This window comes from Marinobacter sp. HL-58 (genome assembly GCF_001314605.1).
Taxonomy (GTDB): domain Bacteria; phylum Pseudomonadota; class Gammaproteobacteria; order Pseudomonadales; family Oleiphilaceae; genus Marinobacter.
Genome location: NZ_LIHP01000004.1, coordinates 126,509 through 149,415 on the forward strand (window position 1 = coordinate 126,509; position 22,907 = coordinate 149,415).

The 22,907-nt window shown below is 58.6% G+C and carries 19 protein-coding genes; 15 read left to right on the top strand and 4 right to left on the bottom strand.

Annotated elements, in window-relative coordinates:
- Entirely contained in the window at positions 1 to 747 is a 747-nt protein-coding gene (locus HLUCCO03_RS04350; RefSeq protein ID WP_027832164.1) for a general secretion pathway protein GspB, read from the top strand.
- A complete protein-coding gene (dinG, locus tag HLUCCO03_RS04355) occupies positions 747 to 2,936 on the top strand; it encodes an ATP-dependent DNA helicase DinG (protein ID WP_027832163.1) in 2,190 nt (729 codons plus the stop codon). The genes HLUCCO03_RS04350 and dinG overlap by 1 nt, the downstream gene beginning before the upstream one ends.
- Positions 2,937 to 3,196: 260 nt before the next feature.
- On the opposite strand, the gene HLUCCO03_RS04360 is transcribed toward dinG, so the two are convergent.
- Positions 3,197 to 5,917, bottom strand: a complete 2,721-nt coding sequence (locus tag HLUCCO03_RS04360; protein WP_027832162.1) for a LuxR C-terminal-related transcriptional regulator — start codon at positions 5,915 to 5,917, stop codon at positions 3,197 to 3,199.
- Positions 5,918 to 6,168: 251 nt separating this feature from the next.
- Here HLUCCO03_RS04360 and cysB point away from each other — a divergent pair, with 251 nt between their 5' ends.
- The gene (gene cysB / locus HLUCCO03_RS04365) at positions 6,169 to 7,146 is read left to right on the top strand and encodes an HTH-type transcriptional regulator CysB (protein WP_027832161.1); all 978 of its coding nucleotides are present in this window, start codon (positions 6,169 to 6,171) and stop codon (positions 7,144 to 7,146) included.
- Between the two features lie 12 nt (positions 7,147 to 7,158).
- Here the strand turns inward: cysB and HLUCCO03_RS04370 are convergent, their stop codons facing one another.
- Positions 7,159 to 7,881 carry a phosphoadenylyl-sulfate reductase gene (locus tag HLUCCO03_RS04370; RefSeq protein ID WP_027832160.1) on the bottom strand — a complete coding sequence of 241 codons (723 nt, stop codon included), beginning with the start codon at positions 7,879 to 7,881 and terminating at the stop codon, positions 7,159 to 7,161.
- 201 nt (positions 7,882 to 8,082) lie between these two features.
- Here HLUCCO03_RS04370 and thrH point away from each other — a divergent pair, with 201 nt between their 5' ends.
- Positions 8,083 to 8,694 carry a bifunctional phosphoserine phosphatase/homoserine phosphotransferase ThrH gene (thrH, locus tag HLUCCO03_RS04375; protein WP_027832159.1) on the top strand — a complete coding sequence of 204 codons (612 nt, stop codon included), beginning with the start codon at positions 8,083 to 8,085 and terminating at the stop codon, positions 8,692 to 8,694.
- Positions 8,695 to 8,746: 52 nt separating this feature from the next.
- Here the strand turns inward: thrH and pabB are convergent, their stop codons facing one another.
- Positions 8,747 to 10,051 (bottom strand): aminodeoxychorismate synthase component I, encoded by a 1,305-nt coding sequence (pabB, locus tag HLUCCO03_RS04380; protein ID WP_051603866.1) that lies wholly within the window; start codon positions 10,049 to 10,051, stop codon positions 8,747 to 8,749.
- A gap of 127 nt (positions 10,052 to 10,178) precedes the next feature.
- Between pabB and HLUCCO03_RS04385 the strand changes: the two genes are divergently transcribed.
- Complete coding sequence (locus HLUCCO03_RS04385) at positions 10,179 to 10,781, top strand: hypothetical protein (protein WP_027832158.1); 603 nt, start codon at positions 10,179 to 10,181, stop codon at positions 10,779 to 10,781.
- Positions 10,782 to 10,958: 177 nt separating this feature from the next.
- Positions 10,959 to 11,897 (top strand): DUF6160 family protein, encoded by a 939-nt coding sequence (locus tag HLUCCO03_RS04390; RefSeq protein ID WP_027832157.1) that lies wholly within the window; start codon positions 10,959 to 10,961, stop codon positions 11,895 to 11,897.
- A gap of 147 nt (positions 11,898 to 12,044) precedes the next feature.
- Here the strand turns inward: HLUCCO03_RS04390 and HLUCCO03_RS04395 are convergent, their stop codons facing one another.
- Complete coding sequence (locus tag HLUCCO03_RS04395; protein ID WP_027832156.1) at positions 12,045 to 12,677, bottom strand: hypothetical protein; 633 nt, start codon at positions 12,675 to 12,677, stop codon at positions 12,045 to 12,047.
- A 225-nt stretch (positions 12,678 to 12,902) separates the two neighbouring features.
- Between HLUCCO03_RS04395 and HLUCCO03_RS04400 the strand changes: the two genes are divergently transcribed.
- From HLUCCO03_RS04400 to aroC, 9 genes are all read left to right on the top strand, one after another.
- Positions 12,903 to 13,940, top strand: a complete 1,038-nt coding sequence (locus tag HLUCCO03_RS04400) for a DUF58 domain-containing protein (protein ID WP_051603865.1) — start codon at positions 12,903 to 12,905, stop codon at positions 13,938 to 13,940.
- Positions 13,940 to 16,039, top strand: coding sequence for a transglutaminaseTgpA domain-containing protein (locus tag HLUCCO03_RS04405; protein WP_051603864.1), 2,100 nt, complete (start codon positions 13,940 to 13,942; stop codon positions 16,037 to 16,039). The genes HLUCCO03_RS04400 and HLUCCO03_RS04405 overlap by 1 nt, the downstream gene beginning before the upstream one ends.
- Before the next feature lie 31 nt (positions 16,040 to 16,070).
- A complete protein-coding gene (holB, locus tag HLUCCO03_RS04410; protein WP_027832155.1) occupies positions 16,071 to 17,075 on the top strand; it encodes a DNA polymerase III subunit delta' in 1,005 nt (334 codons plus the stop codon).
- Positions 17,076 to 17,189: 114 nt separating this feature from the next.
- Entirely contained in the window at positions 17,190 to 17,540 is a 351-nt protein-coding gene (locus HLUCCO03_RS04415; protein WP_008171779.1) for a PilZ domain-containing protein, read from the top strand.
- 8 nt (positions 17,541 to 17,548) lie between these two features.
- Positions 17,549 to 18,466: an alpha/beta fold hydrolase gene (locus tag HLUCCO03_RS04420; RefSeq protein ID WP_036197502.1), complete on the top strand. Its 918-nt coding sequence runs from the start codon at positions 17,549 to 17,551 to the stop codon at positions 18,464 to 18,466.
- Entirely contained in the window at positions 18,456 to 19,358 is a 903-nt protein-coding gene (locus HLUCCO03_RS04425) for a DUF4892 domain-containing protein (protein WP_027832153.1), read from the top strand. The genes HLUCCO03_RS04420 and HLUCCO03_RS04425 overlap by 11 nt, the downstream gene beginning before the upstream one ends.
- Positions 19,359 to 19,363: 5 nt before the next feature.
- Positions 19,364 to 20,575: a patatin-like phospholipase family protein gene (locus HLUCCO03_RS04430; protein ID WP_027832152.1), complete on the top strand. Its 1,212-nt coding sequence runs from the start codon at positions 19,364 to 19,366 to the stop codon at positions 20,573 to 20,575.
- A gap of 60 nt (positions 20,576 to 20,635) precedes the next feature.
- On the top strand, positions 20,636 to 21,520 hold the full coding sequence (gene prmB, locus HLUCCO03_RS04435; RefSeq protein WP_027832151.1) for a 50S ribosomal protein L3 N(5)-glutamine methyltransferase: 885 nt from the start codon (positions 20,636 to 20,638) through the stop codon (positions 21,518 to 21,520).
- Between the two features lie 24 nt (positions 21,521 to 21,544).
- Entirely contained in the window at positions 21,545 to 22,639 is a 1,095-nt protein-coding gene (aroC, locus tag HLUCCO03_RS04440) for a chorismate synthase (RefSeq protein ID WP_027832150.1), read from the top strand.
- Positions 22,640 to 22,907 lie beyond the last annotated feature (268 nt).

The window sequence follows — 22,907 nt, forward strand, 5'->3', positions numbered from 1 at the left end:
ATGTCCTATATCCTTGATGCTCTGAGAAAATCGGAAAACGAGCGCCGTCAGGGCCGTGTGCCGGATCTCGGCCAACAGGTCCAGATGATCCATAAGCCCAGGAAGAAGTCCGTGCCGGTACTGGTGTGGGTAGCCATTGGCCTGGTGCTGAATGCGGGCATTCTGGTCTGGGCGTTCTGGCCTGAAAATAACAGGCTCTCCGCGGGGGAGCCTTCCGGGCAGCCGGTGGAGGCCCCTCAGGTTGCAGAGGCTGAACCGGCTGCAACGGCCCCGGAGCCCGTGCAGTCCGCGCCGGAACCGATTCCGGAAGTCAGGCCTGCGGAGGCATCCTCAAGGGAAAGTGATACCCTGGCCAATGCCATTGAAATACCGGTGCCGACCGTGTCCGGAACTCAGCCCGGTGACAGCCGTGAGCGGCCAACGGTGATTGTTCCGACACCCCGGGAACCCAGTGCGGTCAATCCCTCCGAATCAGTTGATAACGATACAACCGCCGAACGCACACCACACCTTGTCGAGCTGCCATTGTCATTTCAGAAACGAGTACCTGACCTTATCTTCAACAGTCATATTTATGCTTCCGAGCCATCCTCCAGGCGGGTGATGATCAACGATCACTATCTGAAACCCGGTGAATCATTTTCCGGCATTGCCGTTGAACGGATTACCGAGGAAGGGGTTGAACTGAGTATGGATGGCCGTCGCTTCCGTGTCGGTGTCGTTCGCAACTGGGTGAGCCCCGAGTAATGGCACTGTCCGAGGACGTCAAACAGCAGATACAGCAGACCTACCGGGATGTGCTGGCTGGCAAGGATATCCGTGCACGCTACGGGCAGCGCCTGATGATTGCCGAGATTGCCCGCTACATGGGCGATATCACCGAGAACGACGGCCAGCGCACCTCCGCGGCCGGTACCTGCGTGGTGGAAGCCGGCACCGGTACCGGCAAGACCCTGGCCTACCTGATTGCGGCCATTCCCGTGGCCCGGGCCCTTGGCAAGACCCTGGTCATCTCCACGGCCACTGTGGCCCTGCAAGACCAGATTGTGCACAAGGACCTGCCGGACCTGAAGAAACACAGCAAGCTGGATTTCACCTGGACCCTGGCCAAGGGCCGCGGCCGGTACCTGTGTATGTCCCGGCTGGAAGCGCGACTTCACGACGAGGGTAATGGCGACAGTGACACCATGCCGCTGTTCCTGCTGGACGGGCCCGGCAAGGAAGAGCCCGGCACCCGGGCGTTCTTCGAGGATATGCTGGCCAGTTATGGCTCCCGCAAATGGGATGGCGACCGCGACCACTGGCCGGACCAGATTCCCGATGATGTGTGGCGCCAGGTCACCACGGACCATCGCCAGTGCACCAATCGCCACTGCAGTTATTTCGACAGTTGTGCCTTCTTTGATGCCCGCAAGGACCTGGACGACGCCGACATTGTGGTGGCCAACCACGACCTGGTGCTGGCGGACCTGGCTCTTGGCGGTGGCGCCATTCTGCCGGAGCCGGAAAGCGCCCTGTTTATCTTCGACGAAGCCCACCATTTGCCGGACAAGGCCCTGAATCACTTTGCCGCGTCGGTGCCGCTCAATTCCACACGGCAATGGCTGAAACAGCTGTCACAGGCCCTGGGCAAGATGCAGCCGTTCCTGACCCCCGGCACCCAGGCGGCGAAAACCATCGACCGCATCAGCTCTGCTTCACGGGAGGTGGATGTCACCCTGGCGAAAGTCTACGAGGAGGCGGAGCAGAACACCGGCTGGGAATTCAACGAAGAACGGCGCTCCGCCCAGTGGCGTTACCCGGAAGGGGCATTGCCGGAGGCGCTCGCCGGGCTGGCGGTGGAAGCCCGGATAGCTACCGCAACACTGACGCGACAGCTCGGTGTGATGGTGGAAGAACTGCAGACCGCGTTCGACGAACGCAAGGCCAGCGATGTGGACCGGGATACCGCCGAGTCGTGGTACCCGGTGATCGGTTCATTCCACAGCCGCGCCGAAGATCAGCTGCGTTTGTGGGCGGCCTGGAGCGATAACCCCGGCCAACCGGCGCAAGATCCCGAACAGGGGGAAGACACGCCCGCCAGTCAGAACAAGCGCTCCGGCCCCCCAGCGGCACGCTGGGCGGTGCGGCAGCGGTGGGAACATGCCGAAGACATCACACTCTTCAGCAGTCCGGTGCTGGCGGATAACCTGTTGTATTCAAGGCTGTGGTCCCGGGCCTACGGCGCGGTTCTCACCAGTGCCACCCTCACGGCCCTGGGCAGGTTTGATCGCCTGAAGGCCCGGGCCGGCCTGCCGGAAGCCAGCCGGTTTGTGGTGGTTCCCAGCTCCTTCCGCTATGGGGAGATGGCCACCGTGGAAGTGCCTGCCATGACGGCCATGCCGACGGACGACAGTTTCACCGACCAGGTGGTGTCGCGCCTTCCTGACCTGTGGGCTGGCGAGAAAGCAACTCTGGTGCTGTTTACATCCCGGCGGCAGATGAAGCTGGTACGGGATGCTCTGGCACCGGACTACCCGGAGCTGATCACCACCCAGGACGACATGGCCAAAGGGGAGGTGCTGCGCCGGCATTGCAGCCGTGTGGACGAGGGCCTTCCCAGCGTGCTGTTCGGCGTGGCCAGCTTTGCCGAGGGCATTGACCTGCCGGGCAAGTATCTCAGCCATGTGGTGATCACGCGCCTGCCGTTCTCGGTGCCGGATGACCCGATCGAGGCCAGCCTGGCGGAGTGGGTAACACACCGTGGCGGCAATCCGTTCATGGAAATCACCGTGCCTGACGCCTCCATCAAACTGGTGCAGGCCGTGGGCCGCCTGCTGCGGACCGAGTCCGATACCGGTCGGGTCACCATTCTGGACCGTCGTATCATTGCCCGCCGGTATGGCCAGCTGTTGCTGGACGCGCTGCCGCCGTTCCGGCGTATCATCGAGCCATAAAAAAAGAGCCAACCCAATCGGGTGGCTCTTGTAAAGTGGGCTCTTTACGAACCCGGGCGTCGAAACAACGCGGAACAAGAAGTCTGAAGGCCTGAAGTTTCAGAATTCTTACCGAGGTTTCCCTCAGCGTCGGAAGAATCATAAAAGAGGAGGGGGCGTATCTGGATCGTCCAAAGGGCGTAGTGGGTCATTAAATATCGGCGAAAATGTGAAATGGGTCACAAAAATGCAGGGATTCAAGGCCCCCCATTAACGGATTGCTACGCCAACAACCGCAGTTCCCGGGCCCGGGCCAGGGCTTCTGTGCGTGAGCCCACCGCCAGTTTGCCGTAGAGGTTGCGGATATGCGCTTTTACGGTGGTCGGGGCTACGCCCATGGTCCTTGCGATATCCTTGTTTGCCAGGCCCTGGTTGATCAGCTCCAGCACTTCCAGTTCCCGCTGGCTGAGTGGTTCCGGCAGTTCATCGTTGCCCGAGTCCGCCGGGGCGGACGTCTCCTGAGGGGGCTCCACAGCCGTTGTCTCTGCCTCCGACTGTTCACGCAGCATGTCCAGCACGCGGGTGTTCCAGCGCCCCGGTGCCTTCAGTGAAGGCAGTTCCAGGCACAGCCTGCGGATAGTGGGGCTTTCCTCTGCCAGCAGGCGCATGAAACCCGCATCCGCGGCCTGCTGTACCGCCCGGGCAAGCATCTGTTCCGCCTCCCGGGTTTTCCCCTCCGCATAAAGCGCATTGCAATAGACCAGCTGGATTTCCACCAGATGACGGAAATGCTGGTCCTTTTCGGCGCTCAGGCGCAGGGGGGCGAGGGTGGCCATGGCTTCCCGTGTGTGGCCCTGGGCAACCTGTACCCGGGCAATACTGATCTGATTCTGTTCCCGGTTCAGGGGATTGGTGAAACGGTCATTCGTTACCTGCTGCATCCATTCCCCGGCCAGATCCAGGTGCCCGGTGGCCAGGTAACAGCGAGCCAGCAGGGCAGAGCAGGCCGGTGGTTCGAACAGGATATGCTCGCGTCTTCGACGTGCCACGCTGGCGGCGTCTTCCAGGGCTTCTATCGCTTCCTGGTAACGGCCTTCGCTGAACGCGAGGTGGCCGCGAACAAACTGGATGATCACATGCTGGCCGGGTTCCGTCCCGTTTTTCACGTGCTCCAGCAACGGTGCCAGGTAGGAAGCCGCCAGTTGGGGTTCGTTTCGCTCCCGGTAGATCTCGATCAGTGCGCTGTTCTGCCAGCAGGAAATCAGCTTGGGCTGACGGGGGTCGCTGTGATGCTGGTCCACCCATTGCCGCACCCGGGTGCAGGTATCCAGGGCCTCGTCGATGTCACCACGATTGTACTGGATCCAGGCCAGCAGACCACCGCTGGAGAGTACAGTGCTGGGCTTGCGCTCCAGCTCGCCATAACGCACCGCTGATTTCAGGGCGTCTTCCGCGGCGGCCAGATCCCCCTTGCCATAATAGTCCAGGCCAACTCCGTAATAAGTGACCGACTTCAGGGGAATCCGGGTGTGGTCGATGTCCTTCAATACCTGCTGGGTGAGATCGCTGGCGTTCTTGTCATCACTCTTCGAGCGCGCCAGGTAGGACCGGATCAGCGAAATTTCGCTCTGCAGGCCAAGGGCCCCTTCGGCATCCGGATGAGAGTCCGCCACGCGCTTGTCCAGCATGTCTTCCAGTTCCCCGAGTAGCGGGTCCAGCACGTCAACCCGGTTGGCGAAGAACAGGGCCCAGACCCTCAACATGAGCAACTGGGGGCTGCTTTGCAGGATATCGGCGGGCAGGGCGTCAAGCCAGCTCAGAACCGGAAGGTGGAAACCGCCGTGGATCAGGTTGTTGCCATGCTCCGCAAGCACCCGGGCCAGCCAGGGCCAGTCCTGGTGCTGGACAATCTGGGAAATGCCCTCCTGGACATGGCTGTGGGTCAGCAACCAGTCAACGGCACGCTGCCAGTGTTGTTCGGTGTCCGCCGGTTTGAAATGCCTGGCCCGTTGCAGCAGCGCATCGCGGAACAGATCGTGATAGCGGAACCATTCGTTGCGGGTATCCAGCGGGATCAGAAACAGGTTTTCCCGCAACAGTTGCTCGAGCAGTGCCTGGCTGTTGGTGGTTCCCCGCACAGCATCACACAGGGATGCGCAAAGCCTCGGGCAGCATGCGGTGTCCAGAAGGAACTCCCGGACCGGGGCCGGTTGCTGCTCCAGGACCTCGGTCAGCACATAATCGCTGATCTTTCGTTCATCCAGGTCTATGTGTTGCGGGCGTTCGCCGGATTTCTGGTCTTCAATGCTGCCACCGGAAAGTGCAGATAACTGCATGGCGGCCACCCAGCCTTCGGTTTTTCGGCAAATCTTTCGCACTTCCTGTTCGGAAAGTTCCAGCCCCATGGTGTCGTGGAAAAATTTCCGGCATTCCTCCTCCGAAAACGCCAGCAGACCGGGGTGTATGTCCTCTACCCAGCGACGAACCCGCCACCGGGATAATGGCAGGGCGGGTTCGGTGCGGGAGGCAAGCGTAACCAGGATGCCTGGGGGCAGGTAATCGATAAAATAGGACACCTGGCGCTGCAGTTGCGGATCACGGATGAAGTGGTAATCGTCGAGAACCAGCGACCAGGGGGAACCGTCCGCGGCGAGGACGTTGATCAGGCCGGTGATGGGGCCTTCCAGTTCCTGCAGGCTGCAGTGGCTGAGCTGTAGCCGGCATTCTTCCAGGCCGGCAAGGCCATTGTGTTCAAACGCTCCCACCACGTACTGCCAGAAACGCCGGGGCTCATCATCGTGTTCATCAAGGGATAGCCAGGCGACGGTGCCGGGGGAGCGGGAACACCACTGACTCACCAGTGTGGTCTTGCCGAATCCGGCCGGCGCCACCACCAGGTTCAGCCGCTTGGTGCCATCCGGCTGCAACAGGGCGCTCAGGCGCTCACGCTGCACCGAGCGGGGGTCGGCGGTTGGTCTGAGGAACTTGGTGGTTAGCAGCATTGTTTCCCTGAATGCCGGTGGATGATTTGATAACGGATTGTGTGCTTTGTCACAGTTAAGTCAAGGGCCATACAGACAAAACACCCGGTCACCATGCTGCGTTCTCTGTTTTTTGGTCTAAACTGTGGTGGAAGGGAATCTGTATACTCAATAAGAATGAAAAATCCTGTTTTTATGCGTATTCTTCTACAATAACACAAGCGTATACATGCCCCGGTTCCGACCGGGCCTTATGGGGAGCGACAGGGTAGATGAAATTACAACAGTTGCGCTATATCTGGGAAGTTGCGCACCATGATCTCAACGTATCCGCCACTGCCCAGAGCCTTTTTACATCGCAGCCGGGAATATCCAAGCAGATCCGCCTTCTGGAAGATGAACTGGGCCTGGAAGTCTTTGCCCGCAGCGGCAAGCACCTGACACGGATTACACCGGGCGGCGAAATCATTATCCGGGAAGCGGGTGAAATTCTGCGCCGGGTGGAAGGCATCAAGAAAATTGCCCAGGAATTCAGCAACCAGCGCAAGGGTGATCTGAGTATAGCCACCACACACACCCAGGCCCGGTATGCCTTGCCACCGATTATCAGCGGGTTTATCGAGTCCTATCCGGAAGTGTCGCTGCACATGCACCAGGGCACGCCGATGCAGATCTCGGAAATGGCCGCCAACGGGGCGGTGGATTTCGCCATCGCCACGGAAGCCATGGAACTGTTTACCGATCTGATCATGATGCCGTGTTACCGCTGGAACCGGAGCATTATCGTGCCCAGGGATCATCCGTTGGCCAAGAAGCCGGAATTGACCCTGCCGGACCTGGCGGAGTTCCCGCTGGTGACCTACGTGTTCGGTTTCACTGGCCGCTCGAAGCTGGATGAAGCCTTCCAGGCCTACGGCCTGACCCCGAAAGTGGTCTTCACGGCAGCGGATGCGGATGTGATCAAGACCTATGTGCGCCTGGGACTGGGCGTTGGCATTATTGCCAGCATGGCCTTTGACGAAAAGACCGACCCGGATTTGGTGGCACTGGATGCCAGCAAGCTGTTCCGCCCCAGTGTCACCCGCATCGGCTTCCGTAAGGGAACCTTCCTGCGGGGTTATATGTACGACTTTATCGAGCGGTTTGCCCCGCACCTGACCCGGGAACGGGTTGACGAAGCGGTTGCCCACCAGGGCAGCAGGGCCGAGATCGAGGCCCTGTTCAGCGATATCGAGCTGCCCACCTACTGACTCGGGCCCGGGTTACTCCCGGGCGATGAGGTTTCCTGCGTGAAGGCCGCATTCTTTCTGTGTGGCTTCTTCCCACCACCAGCGGCCCTCGCGCTCGTGTTGTCCGGGCAGGATGGCACGGGTACAGGGTTGGCAACCAATGCTGACAAAGCCCTTTTCATGAAGCTTGTTGTAGGGCGCTTCCGACATACGGATATAGTCCCATACCTCCTTTGAGCTCCAGTTCGCCAGCGGGTTGAACTTCACCAGCTGCTTGTCTTCTGTGGAGAAGGCATCGTCAATCTGTACCACGGGCACGTCGTTGCGGGTGCCGGGGCTCTGGTCCTTGCGCTGTCCGGTGATCCAGGCGTCCACCGTAGCCAGTTTCCTGCGCAACGGATTTACCTTGCGAATGCCACAGCACTCGCCGTGGCCATCTTTGTAGAAACTGAACATGCCTTTACGGGTGACCAGGTCCTGCACCTCGGCGGCGTCGGGGAACATCACCTCTATCTCGATGCCGTAGTGTTCGCGGACCCGGTCTATGAATTCATAGGTTTCCGGATGCAGGCGCGCGGTATCCAGGGTAAAAACCTGCAGGTTATCCGTCAATTTATGGGCAAGCTCGATCAGTGCCACGTCTTCCGCACCGCTGAAAGAAATGGCGATATTGTCGTACTTCGCCAGTGCCGCCTTGAGGACGGCCCTGGGGCTCTGGCCCTCGAGCTCGGCCTGTAGCTGTGAAATATCCGTCATTGAACGCATCACCTGGGGTGTAAATGTGTGATAAATCTACCATTAACCGGCTGTAGTCTGAAGGAATACCGGAATCTATCGATATAGCTGGCCATATCCACGATGCATTCCTGCGCGGATTTTTTTATCATAGCGCCTGATTCTGATTCCCCGGCTTCTTCCAGGCGGGGCTTACCGGCGTTTAATGACCAGGAGACCAATGTGGAACTCGCGTGCCTTGACCTTGAAGGAGTACTGATCCCGGAAATCTGGATCGCGTTTGCGGAGAAAACCGGCATTGAGGAGCTCAAGGCGACCACCCGCGACATTCCCGATTACGACGTGCTGATGACCCAGCGCCTGAAATTGCTGGACCAGCATGGCTACGGTCTGCCACAGATCCAGGAAGTGATCGGCGAACTGGACCCCTTGCCGGGTGCCAAAGAGTTTCTGGACTGGCTGCGGGAGCGGTTCCAGGTAGTGATTCTGTCAGACACCTTCTACGAGTTTGCCATGCCACTGATGGCCAAGCTGGGTTACCCGGCCCTGCTGTGCCACAAGCTGGAGGTGAACGAAGAGGGGCGGATCACCGATTACCTGTTGCGTCAGCGTGATCCCAAGCGCCAGTCGGTACGTGCCTTCCAGTTGCTGAACTACCGGGTTATTGCTGCAGGTGACTCCTACAACGACACCACCATGCTGGGCCAGGCGGAAGCGGGCATTCTGTTCCACGCGCCGCAGAACGTGATTGAAGAATTTCCGCAGTTTCCGGCGGTGCATACCTTTGAGGAGCTGAAAGGTGAGTTCCTGAAGGCCAGTAATATCCACGGCTGATTTGTTCAGGGAAGCCGGGGTGGTTCAACTGCCCCGGCATGGCTTCTTCGCGTTACATGGCTTCCAGTACACTCATCAGCTTCTGCACCTTGTCCACCGACTCACGGTATTCGTCATCCGGGTCTGAATCCGCCACGATGCCACATCCCGCCCAGCAGTGAATCTGCCCCTGTGAATCCGTCATCAGGGTACGGATTGCGATATTGCTTTCCAGGTTATTGGAAAAACTCCAGCTGAAAACCGACCCGCAGTAAGGCCCCCGACTGTGCTCTTCCAGACTGTCGATGATTTCCATGGCGCGGCGCTTGGGTGCACCGGTGATGGAGCCGCCCGGGAAGGCCGAGAGAAACGCCCGGAACGGCGTGAAATCAGGTTGCAGCTTACCTTCCACCGTGCTGACCAGTTGATGGACGTTTTCATAGCTTTCAATGTGGAACAGGTGCGGAACCGAGACGGAGAAGGGCTCACAGAATCGCGACAGGTCGTTACGGATCAGGTCCACAATCATCAGGTTCTCGGCCCGGTCCTTTTCGGCGGCGGCCAGGGCATCGGCTATCTTTCGGTCGTTTTCGACACTGCTCCTGTCCCTGGGCCGGGTGCCCTTGATGGGCTTGCTGACCACCTTTCGGCCCTTTTCGATGCTCAGGAACAGTTCCGGCGAAATGCTCAGTACCTGGTATGTTCCGGCATTGATGAAAGCGGCATGAGGTACGGGTACCGCCCGGCACAGAGCGCTGAAAGCGGTATAGGGTGAACCCTGGTAGCTACCGGTGTATTTGTTGGACAGGTTTACCTGGTAGCAGTCGCCGGCATGGATGTAGTCAAGGACCCTGGAGACGCCATGCCGGTATTCGTCTGCGGATCGGTCGGCGGTGAAACCCTGACACATTCTGAACGGGGCGGGCGTATCCGTTTTAGTGTGGATCAGGTTTATAACCGTGTCCCTGGTGTCATTGTCGCAGCGGGGGTGGAAATGGAGTTCCGGGGGCCGGGTTCCCGACATATCCAGAGTCAGTTGCCAGAGGTAAAGGCCGACATAACCATAATCCCCGGTGACTGTTGCCGCTTTGCCGGCGAATCCCGGCACTGTGCGATTCCCGGCTTCATAGAAAAGGGTGCCCATGAGGCCGCCCGCGACCTCATGATCGTCCCTGACCGAGAATTCCGCCCAGGCCTGTTCAATATCCTTTATGAACTCCCGGAAAGCGGATTCTTCATGGGGCACCTGCCAGCACTTCCATGGTGATGCCGTAACGATGCGCCGCTGACGAACAGCATCGGTGTAGTCGATAAACCCACGATCACTGCTGATCTGTGAAACAAGGCGTTCTGCCTCTTCCGCACTTAATGTTTTCACGATGTTACATACTTAACAAAATCTTGCATGGGTTCACGGTAGCCTGTGCGGCAGGTCGCGGGTTCTTGTCTCTGTACGGGACAGGGCCGGTGCATTCTAAACAATAATCCTGGGGGCAGTAACCAGTATGAAGATTTGTAACGGTATTGGTAAGCGGTTTGTTCTGGCACTTGTGGTTGGTTTTGCGTTTTCGATGTCTGCTTTTGGGCAGGATGCGATTGATCGGGACGACCATGTGCTTTCCGACGGTAAGCTGGATGATAAGGATCTGGCTGCGGTAGTGGCGGTTGCGCAGAAGCACCTTACGAAGATGACCGATGCGGCGCTTAAAAAGGCCGGTGATGAGCTGGAAGAGGCAGGCATATTCCGGCCTATGGCGTTCATGGTGATGAAATCGGAAAAAGTGCAGGAAATGAAGCTTGGGGAAGATGCCGACGGAGCCCCGGGAGAAATCAAAGTACTGATGTACCGTGCAGGTTTGAAGTCAATCGCCCGGCGAAAGGAAATACACGGAGCCGTTATTGCCTATCCCGGTAGCGTCGAAAAGGATGGCGAAAATATCCGCGCGTTGGTGTTGGAGCACGAGCACAGGCTGGGTGTGTCCGGTATCAAGCTGATTCCGGTGAGGCTTGACGATGGTGAGGCAAGCTTCGGTGAGCCGATGTCCCAGGACAAACCATTCCAGATTTTCTATGACGAAAAGAAAGAAGCGGAAGGGTCAGGTAACTGATTAATATTAAATTGTTTTTTTTGTCTTAATTAAGATTCTGTGTTGTTTTGTGACAATTTGTGAATGTATTCACGGAACCGGAGTGTAAAACAATCTTAAATGAGGGTGTGAGGTAAGGCCTCACACCAAAACGAAAAGTTCAACTGGATAACAATAAGTTCAATCAAGGAGAACAATATGAAAGGCCTGAAGAAACTAGCACTGGCAACAGCGGTTGCCGCTGCACCCTTCGCCGCTCACGCAGAGCTGCAGGCGATGGACGACAGCACGATGGGCGACGTCACCGGTCAGGCCGGTGTAACCATCGAGCTGGAAACCCAGGTAAGCATTGGTGAATTCACCTATACCGACGAAGGTACCTTCTCAGTAAAAGGTATTGAACTTGGTGGTGCCCTGACTAGCGACTCAGAATCAGCCGCGGCCTATGCAGATGCCAATGAAGCTGGTGCCCTTCTTGACCAACTGAAAATCGATATCGACATTGCTGATGATGGCGACGCGATCATCCACGTTGGTTCACTTCAGGAAGATGGAGAAGGCAATCCGGTTCCAATTGACTGGGGTATGACGGCCGATTCCATGGAGCTTGAGGGCAACGGCGACCAGAATACTGTTCTGGTTTCCAATATGGATGCATGGGGTCTTCTTGGCGTACTCGATATCCGCGTTGATACCGACGATGTAGGGGGAGAGGCCGGCACTGGCACTCTGAACATCGACACGGCGTTCACAGTGAATGAGATGAATTTCGATGTTGAATTCCTCGGCATTGGTGTCCGTGGCATGAGCATTGAAGGTTCCAACGCTGGTGGCGAGACGCTTTCCCAAGAAGAGTTGGCGGCGATGTTTGCTGAAGATCCCACTGATCCTTCTGAGACAGAAGCTCGCCTGATCGGAGCCGCTCAACAGGGCTTTGCAGTCGTGAGCCTGGATGTGTATAAGGGTGACGGCATCGGTGAGTCCTCAGCGACCGACGTGCTCCGTGTAGATGTGGACGATGTACTGATGGATATCAACGTTGCCGAAACCGTTATCGGCGGTGAAAGCATCGGTGCTATCGGTATCGACAACCTGCACATCAGTAACACTAAGATGGCTGTGTATGGTCACGAGTGATCGAAAGCTATATTTAGCTTGATATATAAGCGCCCCGCTCTGCGGGGCGTTTTTATGTCTGGGCGTTGCCCGGACACAAAAAAAGAGCGGCTCCTCTACAGGATTGCCGCTCTTTTCGTTTGTGTGGCTGACTTTGAACGAACCGCCTTACCGGTCCGGCACCTCAATTGACAGATCAAACCCGCCCCCGGGTCTGGGCGTCAGGTTCACCGGGCCTTCGTCAATACCATGGGGCACCTGGATATCATCAATGCCTGGCGGGTTGCCGATGGAGAAGTTCAGGTTCTGGCCGTCAAACCCGAGGCTCAGCTGATCGTTGAGGAACGTCTGGGTGAAAGGCTCGTCCGGGATTTCCGCCTGTTGTCCGAAGATAATCGGCGGAATGTTGGGGGTGAGGTCCCTGGGTGGCTGCGCACGGGCCAGTTCTTCCTGTGGTAACAGCAGGGCCCTGCGGAGAAACTCTTCCTCGGCGCTTTCCAGCGCATCGGATTTGCCTTCACGCTGGAAACGCTCCAGGGCTTCGCGGTAGGCTTCTTCTTCCGCTTCCGTGAGCACCGGCTCACCGGGTGATATGGTCAGGGAACGGAGGATTTTCCGGCGGTCCGCTTCGCTTTTCTGGCGCTCCCTGGGCACGACGATAACGGCGGAATCCTTCACGTAGGTTTCAACCATCTCGTCGGATGACAGGGATTGCACGCCTGCTACCAGGGGAGGCGCAATGGATGCTGCCAGGCCGGCGGTACCCGCCAGGGCAATATAAAGGGGTGTTCGGCGTATCATGACGTAGCCTCTTGCCGTGTCCAGACGCGAAATAGAGGTGCTGCTGATAGTCGACTGCAGTCAGTAGGCTCCTTTTGATCAGTATTCTTCTGCAGGCGCCGTATTTCAAGCCGTTTGTGTGGCATTTGTGATCAGAATCGGAGTAATTGCAGTATTCTTCTGTAAAGGGCCGAAAACGTGTTTATAGTTGGGGCCTGATCAATCCGGTTACGTAACAGGGCGTTTATGTTCAAGGCAATCCGCAACCGCTGGCAACGCTGGGTGAACCATCGTATTCCCCGCTCAGACCAGCGGACATTCGGGCAGCGCAATATATTCATTCTGCCCACCGGTGCCGGGGTTGTTTTCGGGGCCTTGTTGCTGATCATGCTGATCACCGGCATCAACTACCAGAACAGCCTGATCTACCTGCTGACCTTTCTTCTGGGTGCGGTTGCAGTGGCCGCCATGCACCAGACTCACCGCAACCTATCCGGCCTTGAGTTGACCCTGATCCAGGCCGGTGAGGGCTTTGCAGGGGATCTGATTCCGTTCCGCCTGCGTGCGGTATCGCCACGCCACGACACCCTGGCTTTGAGCCTCGCCTGCGATGACGTTGTCCTGAATCAACAGCATATTCACGCCGGCCAGCAATCCGACCTGAGTCTTTCCGTGCCGTCGTACCGGCGAGGCTACCTGCAACCGGACCGTATTCTGGTTGAAACCCGTTTTCCCTTTGGTTTGTTCCGGGCCTGGTCCTGGCTCCGGCCTGTGACTTCCGGCATCGTCTATCCCAATCCACTGCCGGCACCGGATGCGGCCAGTACGGTGCAGGACGGAGAGCAAGCCTCAAAATCCCGTTCCATCGATGGTAATGATCACGCGGATCTCCGCCCCTGGCGGGAAGGTGATATGAGCCAGCGGGTACAGTGGAAGCGCTTTGCCCGGACGGGTGAGATGGTCATCGCGGACTGGGAAGGTGAGCAGGGCAGCCCGCACTGGCTCGACTACGATGCCTTTGCCGGTGTCGACAGGGAATTGCGGCTGGGATATCTGGCGCAGCAAGTGCTGGAACGTTCCAGGAACAACAGCCGTTTCGGGCTGAACCTGCCGGGGCACGTAATAGAGCCGGATGCCGGGCCAGCGCATGCCAGCCGCTGCCTCAAGGCGTTGGCAGTGTTCGGACTGGAGCAGCCGCGGGAGGGCGGGCCGCTACCCCATGGTACCCGAGCTGGTGAGGGCGTTGGTCGCCCGGTTGCTTCCGGCAGGGAGGCGGCGCTTTGATGAAGTATTTTCGTAACCGGAGCGCTAAGCGGGAGGTTTCGGAAACGGCGGAGCTGGTGTCCGGCAAGGCTTTGATCTGGCTGATTGCCAGCTTTGCATTGCTGCTGGTGCCCCAGTGGGACCGGTTGCCGGTATGGCTGCTCGCCAGTTGCGCTGTGCTGGCGGGATGGCGCTGGCTGGCCCAGTCGGGAAGGGTAAGGTTACCCGGCAAATGGCTGCGTTCCGGCATTATGCTGGCGCTGGTGGCGGTTTACATTGCCACAGTCCAGGGGCGCTTCACGGTTGAGACAGCTGCCTCTTTCTTTGTGCTTGCGGTGGGTTTGAAGTGGCTGGAGACCCGCTCGGTGCGGGACTTCTATGTTTTGTTTTTCATCCTGGTGTATCTCGCCACGGTCAACTTCCTGTTTCGGCAGGAGATTCACTGGAGCGTGATCAATCTGGCCGGCGTTGTGCTCCTGCTGGTCGGGTTGCAGGTGGTCAATGCACCGGAAATTCCCGGGGCCCTGAAATCCGGCTGGCGTCGCCTGGGGATGATGCTGCTGAAAACCCTGCCTATCGTCGTGCTCCTGTTTGTCTTCTTCCCCCGGATGGCCCCCTTGTGGAGTGTCCCCCTTGTATCCGGTGAAGCGCGCACCGGTATCAGTGATTCAATGACTCCCGGTGATATCTCCAGCCTGGCCCAGAGCAGCGAGCGGGCGTTCCGGGTTACCTTTGGCGGAGAGACACCGGCGTATCGTGACCGCTACTGGCGCGGGCTGATTCTGGACCGCCTCGATGGTGAAACCTGGCAGCAGGGCTTCGGCCGGCAGTTTCGCAGGCCCGGGCGGGTCTCGGTTGATGGCGGCGTGGGCGAGCTGGAATCAAACCAGTACGATGTGTTGATGGAGCCTACGGACCAGACCTGGGCATTTGCCCTGGAAAACTCCCGGGCAGTCTCTGACAATGTAAAACCCAACGACGAAGACCTGTTCCGTTTCGACCGGCCGGCTGACAGCCCGGTCAGATACCGTATGGCGCTCTCGGGGCAGGACCTGCCCGGGGTGTCCGGTGCTGAGCCGGACAATGTTGAGAGATACCTGCAACTGCCACGAACAGGGAATCCCAGGGCCAGGGCCCTCGGACAGGATCTTGCCGACGAATACAACAACCCCGAAGCCATTGTCCGGCACCTGCTGGACCGGTTTCGGGAGCAGGAGTACTTTTACACGTTGCGGCCACCGGCCATGCCGGAGGATGGGATTGATGCCCTGCTGTTCGACGAAAAACGGGGGTTCTGTGCCCATTATGCCGGTGCGGCCACGTTTGTGCTCCGTGCCGCGGGCATCCCCGCCCGGGTTGTGGTGGGCTACCAGGGTGGTGATTCGGGCGCTGATGACGAGTACCTGATTGTGCGCCAGTATGATGCCCACGCATGGGTCGAGGCCTGGGTTCCGGGCCAGGGCTGGGTGCGTATGGACCCTACCGCTGCAATTGCCCCCCAGCGGATTGAATCCGGCCTGCGGGATGCCGTGGCAGAGGAGGGGTCCTTCCTCGAGAATGACTGGACTTCCCCCCAGCGTTACGGCGACATGGCCATGCTTCAGTGGGCTTCGCTGCAACTGGATCGCATGAACTACCACTGGCAACGGTGGGTGGTCGGTTACCAGGGCCAGTCGCAGATGGATCTGATGTCCCGTTTGCCCGGGGGCATCGGGCTTCGTGAGCTTGGTTACATTACCGCCGGTATTGTTGGTGCAGGCCTTTTGCTGGCTGGGCTGATTACCGCCTGGCACTATCGGCGGAACGAGAGCCGGGACCCTTTCAGCCGCCTTGTCGGCCGCTGGCATCGGCTCTGTGATCGCGCCGGGGTGCCCGTCCGGCACGGGGAAACGCCGTCGCAACTGGCTTTCCGCCTGGCACGGGCAAAACCCGCAGCGGCGGGAACCGCAACCGCTTTTGCCCGCATGATCAACAAACATTACTATGGCCGGGAACCCGGTATTGGTGCCCGCAGTGAACTTGCCAGGATGAAACGGCTGCTGGCAACCATGAAACGACAGGCCGAACGGCAACCACAGGCTGATCGCCAACCGCCGGGGCATCCGGAAGGGAACCATTGAAGGTGAATGAGTGAACACGTCGATAGCAACAATGGCCTGGCTGCAGGATAGCTGGAACAAGCTCATGCAGAGAATGACCGAAGGTCGACTGCCCCATGCGCTGCTGGTCACCGGCGAGAACGGTGTTGGCAAGCGCCTGTTTGCCGATGCCCTTGCTGCGTTGCTGGTCTGTGAGAGGCCGGACATGGCAGGCGGCGCCCCCTGTGGCAGCTGCAAGCAATGTGAGCTGGTTGCGGCCGGCACCCACCCGGACATACGGGTGTACACGCCGGAAAAATCCCGGATGATAAAGATTGACCAGATTCGCGCGCTGTCATCGTTTGCCGTGGGCTCGCCCCAGGTGGCGGCGCGCAAGGTCGCCATTATCGACCGTGCCGACCAGCTCAATATCAATTCCGCCAATGCGTTGCTGAAAACCCTGGAAGAGCCGGCCGAGGATGTCACCCTGTTACTGCTGCAGGAGAGTGGCAGGCCGGTTCTGCCGACAATCCGTTCCCGCTGCCAGAGTCTGTTGATTGCAACACCGGGCCGGGAGCAAGCTGCCCGCTGGCTGGCCGGGCAACTGAAAGAACTGGACGAAGAGAGTCGTCCGACCGAGGAACAATGTCACAAGGCCCTGGGCCTGGCGGCCAATGCGCCGCGCCTGGCGCTGGAATATGTGACTGGGGATTTCATCACTACCCGGGACGAGGCACTGGATAATTTCCGGCGTTTCATGAAGGACCAGCTCTCGGTGGCCGAGGCCGCCAAACCCTTCAAGGTCATGGGGCTGGAGCGAGCCCTGTGGCTGTTCGAAGGCTGGGCCGGTGATCTGGCGCGAATCTCCGCCGGCGGCCAGCCCCGGGATGCGGAAGCAGCGGAGATGCTGATGTTCCTCGCCAGCCATAACCTGCCATGGCGGGCTCATGAGCTGCTGGAAGCTATCCATGAATCACGCTCCGCCGGTGTCTATAACGTCAACCCGGAGCTGGAAGCCGGGCGGTTGTTGATTGCCTGGCAGAAACTGATGCCGGTACGCCGCCCGGCCGCGGGATGATTTTGCCGTCAGGGGCGTGGCAGGATAGGGCAGTATTGAACAACTACTGCTATGATTGCGAAATATCAGGAGTTTCCGGACTCCGGTCATCATTATGAGAGATAGGTGTTAACTATGGGGCCTGGCTTTGGCGCACGCAGTGGCATTCTTACCCTGACCATCAAGGACAAGGCTGTATTGTATGCAGCCTATATGCCCTACATCAGGCAGGGTGGCCTGTTCATACCCACTCAGAAGCAGTATCAGCTTGGGGATGAGGTGTTCCTGCTACTGAACCTGATGGATGAACCGGAAAAAATCCCGGTAGCCGGCAAGGTTATCTGGATTACCCCGAAAGGGGCCCAGGGTAATCGCGCAGCCGGCATTGGCGTACAGTTCAATGGTGACGACGAAACAGCCCGTACCAAGATCGAATCCTATCTGGCGGGTTCACTGAGCTCGGATCGACCCACTCACACCATGTAAGCGTTTCAATGAACGACACCGCTCTGGATACCCCTCCCGATGCCAAGGTTACGTATCGGGAAATCAACTGGCCATTAAACCACATCACTCTTGCAGGTCTTCACTGGCCTGCCGCCACGACCACCCGGGACTGCCCGGTACTGATGATTCACGGCTGGCTGGATAATGCCCTGTCGTTTGCCCGACTGGCACCGGAACTGGCCGGGCCAAGAGATGTCTATTCACTGGATATGGCGGGCCACGGCCATTCCGGGCACCGGCCCCCGGGCCAGGGTTATCTGTTGATGGACTACGTGGCCGACCTGGCTGAACTGGTTGAAACCCATTTCCGGCAAGGCCCACAGGACCAGGTAGACCTTGTGGGCCACTCCCTCGGAGGTATTGTCAGTGTGTTGTATGCCGCTGCTTTTCCGGAAAGGGTAAGACGGCTGGTAATGATCGACAGCCTGGGGCCCATCAGCCGGGAACCTGAGGAAGTGGTTGGCCAGATGCGCAAGGCTATCGAAAAACGGATGACAGGTTCTGGCAAGCATGTCGTATACCCTGACTTGCAGTCTGCGGCCAAAGCCAGGCAGGGGGGGATGATCCCTCTCTCCCGGGAAGCGGCAAGCATGCTGATTGACCGGAGCATGAGGCCCGAGGGGGATGGTTACGTATGGCGCACCGACCGCCGGCTACGACATCCTTCAATGATCATGATGGATGAACCGCAAGTGGAGGCATGCCTGGGTAAAGTGGTTACGCCAACCCGATTTCTGAAGGCCGAAAACGGTCTGCTGGCGCAGCGCCCCGAACTGGCTTCACGAACCAAAGCCATTACCAACCTGGACCTGGTTACCGTCCCCGGAGGCCATCATTGCCACCTTGACGGGGATATCAGGCCAGTTGTCGATGCAGTCAGAGGCTTTTTGAACAATGCTGAATAAGCGCTTGTCGCAATCTGTAGTGTGTTTTGCGGTGTTTTGCCTTGGCTGGACAGGCTCTGCATCTGCCCAGGTGCCGCCACCGGAACCGTTTCCGGATGCGGAACTGGACACGGAGGTAACCATAGAATCCCCCGGCCACCTGGTGCTGTTCAGCCCGGTCCGCGAAGTAAACGATGAAATCCGCTCGTCAGCCATGGCCCGGCTCCCCGTGAAGGGTGTGGGCCAGTTGTACGAGCTGCAGCGGGATGCCAACCGCGAAGAGGCCCGGAACCATTATTTGCGGGAGCTGCAGGCCCGTGGCGCCCAGACACTGTTTGAATGCTCAGGTCGTAACTGCGGACGCAGCAATGTCTGGGCGAACCAGATATTTGATCAGTCCAAGCTGTATGGCCGGGATTCGAATCAGGACTACCTGGTGGCAGGCTCCATTGATGAAAACGGGCAGCCCTGGCTGACCCTGGTTTATACCGTGACGCGGGGGAACCAGCGTGAGTATGTCTGGGTTGAGCATCTGGTCTTACCCCAGGGCACTGACATACCGGGGCTTGGTAATGAAAGCGAGCGTATCCGTGGTCCGATTGTCGTGCCTTGGGAGGGGAGTATTACCTTCCGGTTTGACTGGACAAGTTCGGACAGGCGGATCATTAATGACTGGGCCGATGAAGACGGCGCCAGGGTTATACTGACGGCCTATTCCGAGTTACAGGAAGACGAAAGCCTGGAAGAATCCATGGAGCGGGCCGAGAAGGCTGCGGAATCACTGGCCCAGGTACTCGGGAAAAGTGGCGTCTCGGAAAGCCGTCAGACGATTATTACGGTGGGGCCCGCGGTTGTAATACCCAATCCGGACCGCCAGGGCGACCGGGTTGAAGTGATGGTGATAACGAGGTGAAAGGAATGAACAGGCCATCGGATACCACATCACCGGATGACGACAGCAAGCCTGCCGGGGGTGTCTCGCAGGTGGTGACCAGTTCGGGCATTTCGGCCGCGCAATCCTCGGCGGGAAAGGAAGCCGACGTGTCACCGAAGCCTGGCAAGGGAAAGACCGTTGCCCTGGCGCTCGGTAGCGGCGGTGCGAGAGGCTATGCGCACATCGGGGCGATCGAGATCCTGGTGGAACGGGGTTACAACATCATTGCCATCTCCGGTTGTTCCATGGGCGCACTGATCGGTGGCGTGTTCGCTGCCGGCAAGATGAAAGACTACAAGGACTGGGTCACCGGCCTGGGTCAGTTTGATGTGCTCAAGCTGCTGGATGTTACCTTCAATTCCGTCGGTGCCATCCGGGGGGAAAAGATCTTTTCCGTGGTCCGGGAAATGATCGGTGACACCCGCATTGAAGACCTTCCGCTTGCTTATACCGCAGTTGCTACCGATCTTCTGGCCCACAAGGAAATCTGGTTTCAGGAAGGGCCGCTGGACCAGGCCATCCGGGCCTCCGTGGCCATCCCGAGTGTTGTGACCCCGCTGGTACTCAACGGGCGTGTGCTTGTGGACGGCGCACTGCTGAATCCCTTGCCGATTATCCCGACGATTTCGTCCCATGCGGATATGGTGGTGGCCGTGAACCTCAGCGGTGAAGACGACCGCGGCCGGCGGGTGCCGGATGCCGTGTTCGAAAATACCGGTGAGGGCGGGACGGACATGGATGAATGGGTAGACAAGATCCGTGACAAAGCATCGCGCTGGTTTGACTGGGATGCCATAAAAACATTCACAGCCAGAAAAGAGGCCGGGGCGGGAGAGTCACCGGTCGACAAAATCAGCAAGGCAGTTGCAAACAATGTTTCCCCGAAAACCGGGCCAGCCATTAAACCAGGCGACCCGAAACACAAGGACGACCACGAAACCATAGACTGGGACAAGCTGGGTATTGGCAAATTCGATGTAATGAACCTGACCATCGAGACCATGCAGAGCGCCCTGGTGCAGTACAAGATTGCCGGGTATCCGCCGGACCTGCTGGTTAACATTCCCAAGAATGCCGGCCGCAGCTACGATTATCACAAAGCGCCGGAGTTGATTCAGCTGGGCCGTGAGCGCATGGCAGCTGCACTGGACCGCTACGAAGACAACCTCAACAGTTCCGGGCCGCTGGCACTGTAATCATCGCTCCGGAAGCGTATAATTCCGCTCCTTGACCATTTCCGGACAGGAAGAGAGCTTGTGACCAGCCCCATTGATGACCTGCACACCGTCAGGGACTACCTGCGCTACGTATCGTCCCGTTTTGCGGACTCGCCCCTGTATTTTGGCCATGGCACGGATAATGTCTGGGATGAGTCGGTTCAGCTGGTGATGCGCAGCCTCCACCTGCCCCTGGAAAACAATACGCTGTTTCTGGATGCCCGTTTGACCCGGGATGAACGGCAACTGATCGTGGACCGCATGGAGCGCCGTATCAGTGAGCGCGTGCCGCTGGCGTATCTGCTGGGTGAAGCCTGGTTCATGGGGCTGCCTTTTCATGTGGATGAGCGGGTGCTGGTACCGAGGTCGCCGCTGGGTGAACTGATCCGGAATGGCCTGCAGCCCTGGCTGGGGGAGCATCCGGTGGGGAGAGTGCTCGATCTGTGCACCGGGAGCGGTTGCATCGGTATTGCCGCCGCTACGGTATTTGAGGAAGCGGAAGTGGATCTCTCGGATGTCTCGGCCGATGCCCTTGAGGTGGCAGCCGCAAACATCGAGTATCATGAAGTCGGTGATCGGGTCAGAACCGTCTTTTCGGACGTCTTTGAGGGTATTGAAGGCCGGTACGATGTCATCCTCAGCAATCCGCCTTACGTAGATGCTGAAGACATTGCCGATATGCCCGCGGAGTACGGCCACGAACCTGAACTGGGGCTGGCTGCCGGTGGCGACGGACTGGATATTGCCCACAGGATTCTTGCCGGGGCGGCGAAACATCTGAACCCGGGCGGCCTGCTGATTGTCGAGGTGGGCAATAGCTGGGTCGCGCTCCAGGAAGCCTATCCGGACCTGCCTTTCACGTGGCTGGAATTTGACAACGGTGGCGACGGTGTATTTCTGTTGACTGCTGAAGACCTACATTAAAAACCCTGGATAAGATACTGAATCATGTCGGGAAATAGTTTCGGAAAATTGTTCACGGTCACCAGTTTCGGTGAGAGTCACGGGGCTGCGCTGGGATGCATTATTGACGGCTGCCCTCCGGGGCTGGAATTGTCTGTGGAGGATATGCAACGGGATCTGGACCGTCGTAAACCGGGCACGTCGCGCCACACGACCCAGCGCCGGGAAGCCGATGAAGTCAAGATCCTGTCGGGTGTATTCGAAGGCAAAACCACCGGGACACCCATCGGGCTGGTGATTGAAAATACGGACCAGCGCTCGAAGGATTATTCAAAGATATCCGAGCAGTTCCGCCCCGCCCATGCTGACTACACCTACATGCACAAGTACGGCGTTCGGGATTATCGCGGTGGCGGCCGGTCTTCCGCCCGCGAGACGGCCATGCGCGTCGCCGCCGGGGCTGTGGCGCGGAAATACCTTGAGCAGCGGCTGGGAGTGAAGATCCGCGGCTATCTGTCCCAGCTTGGCCCGATAAAGATCGAAAAGCTGGACTGGGAGCAGGTTCACCAGAATCCCTTCTTCTGCCCGGATGCCGACAAGGTGCCGGAAATGGAAGCCTACATGGACGCCCTGCGCAAGGAAGGCAACTCCATTGGCGCCCGCATCAATGTCGTCGCCGAAGGTGTGCCCCCCGGCCTTGGAGAGCCCATCTTTGATCGCCTGGATGCCGACCTGGCCCATGCGCTGATGAGCATCAATGCGGTCAAGGGCGTGGAAATCGGTGCCGGTTTTGGCTGTATCGACCAGAAGGGCACTGAGCACCGGGATGAGCTGACGCCTGAAGGGTTCCTGTCCAACCAGGCTGGCGGTGTTCTGGGCGGCATTTCCTCAGGCCAGCCGATTCTGGCCAGTATTGCCCTGAAACCCACATCCAGTCTGCGTTTGCCGGGGCGGAGTATTGATGTGCACGGTAATCCGGTGGAGGTGATTACCACCGGGCGGCACGACCCCTGTGTGGGTATTCGTGCCACGCCGATTGCGGAGGCGATGATGGCCATTGTGTTGATGGATCACTACCTGCGCCAGCGCGGGCAGAACGGCGATGTGTCAGTCTCAACCCCGAACATCGGTCAACTCTGAAACCAGCACAGCTGCAATGTCGGATTTCCCTTCGCTCTATCCGACCTACGAATGCAACCACGTAGGTCGGATTAGCCAAAGGCGTAATCCGACAACAAGCAGGTAGTCTAAATCCGCGAAGCAGCTTCGGCGGGAAACAGGGTTCAAAAAACGCCCGTAAATACGTCCCTGTAGGGCTCGGTCGCGCCATCCCTGGCGCTCCACGTTTTTGAACCCTGTTTCCCGCCAAAGCAGCCAGGCTTTTCTGATATCTCGAAAGAGGTTTTGT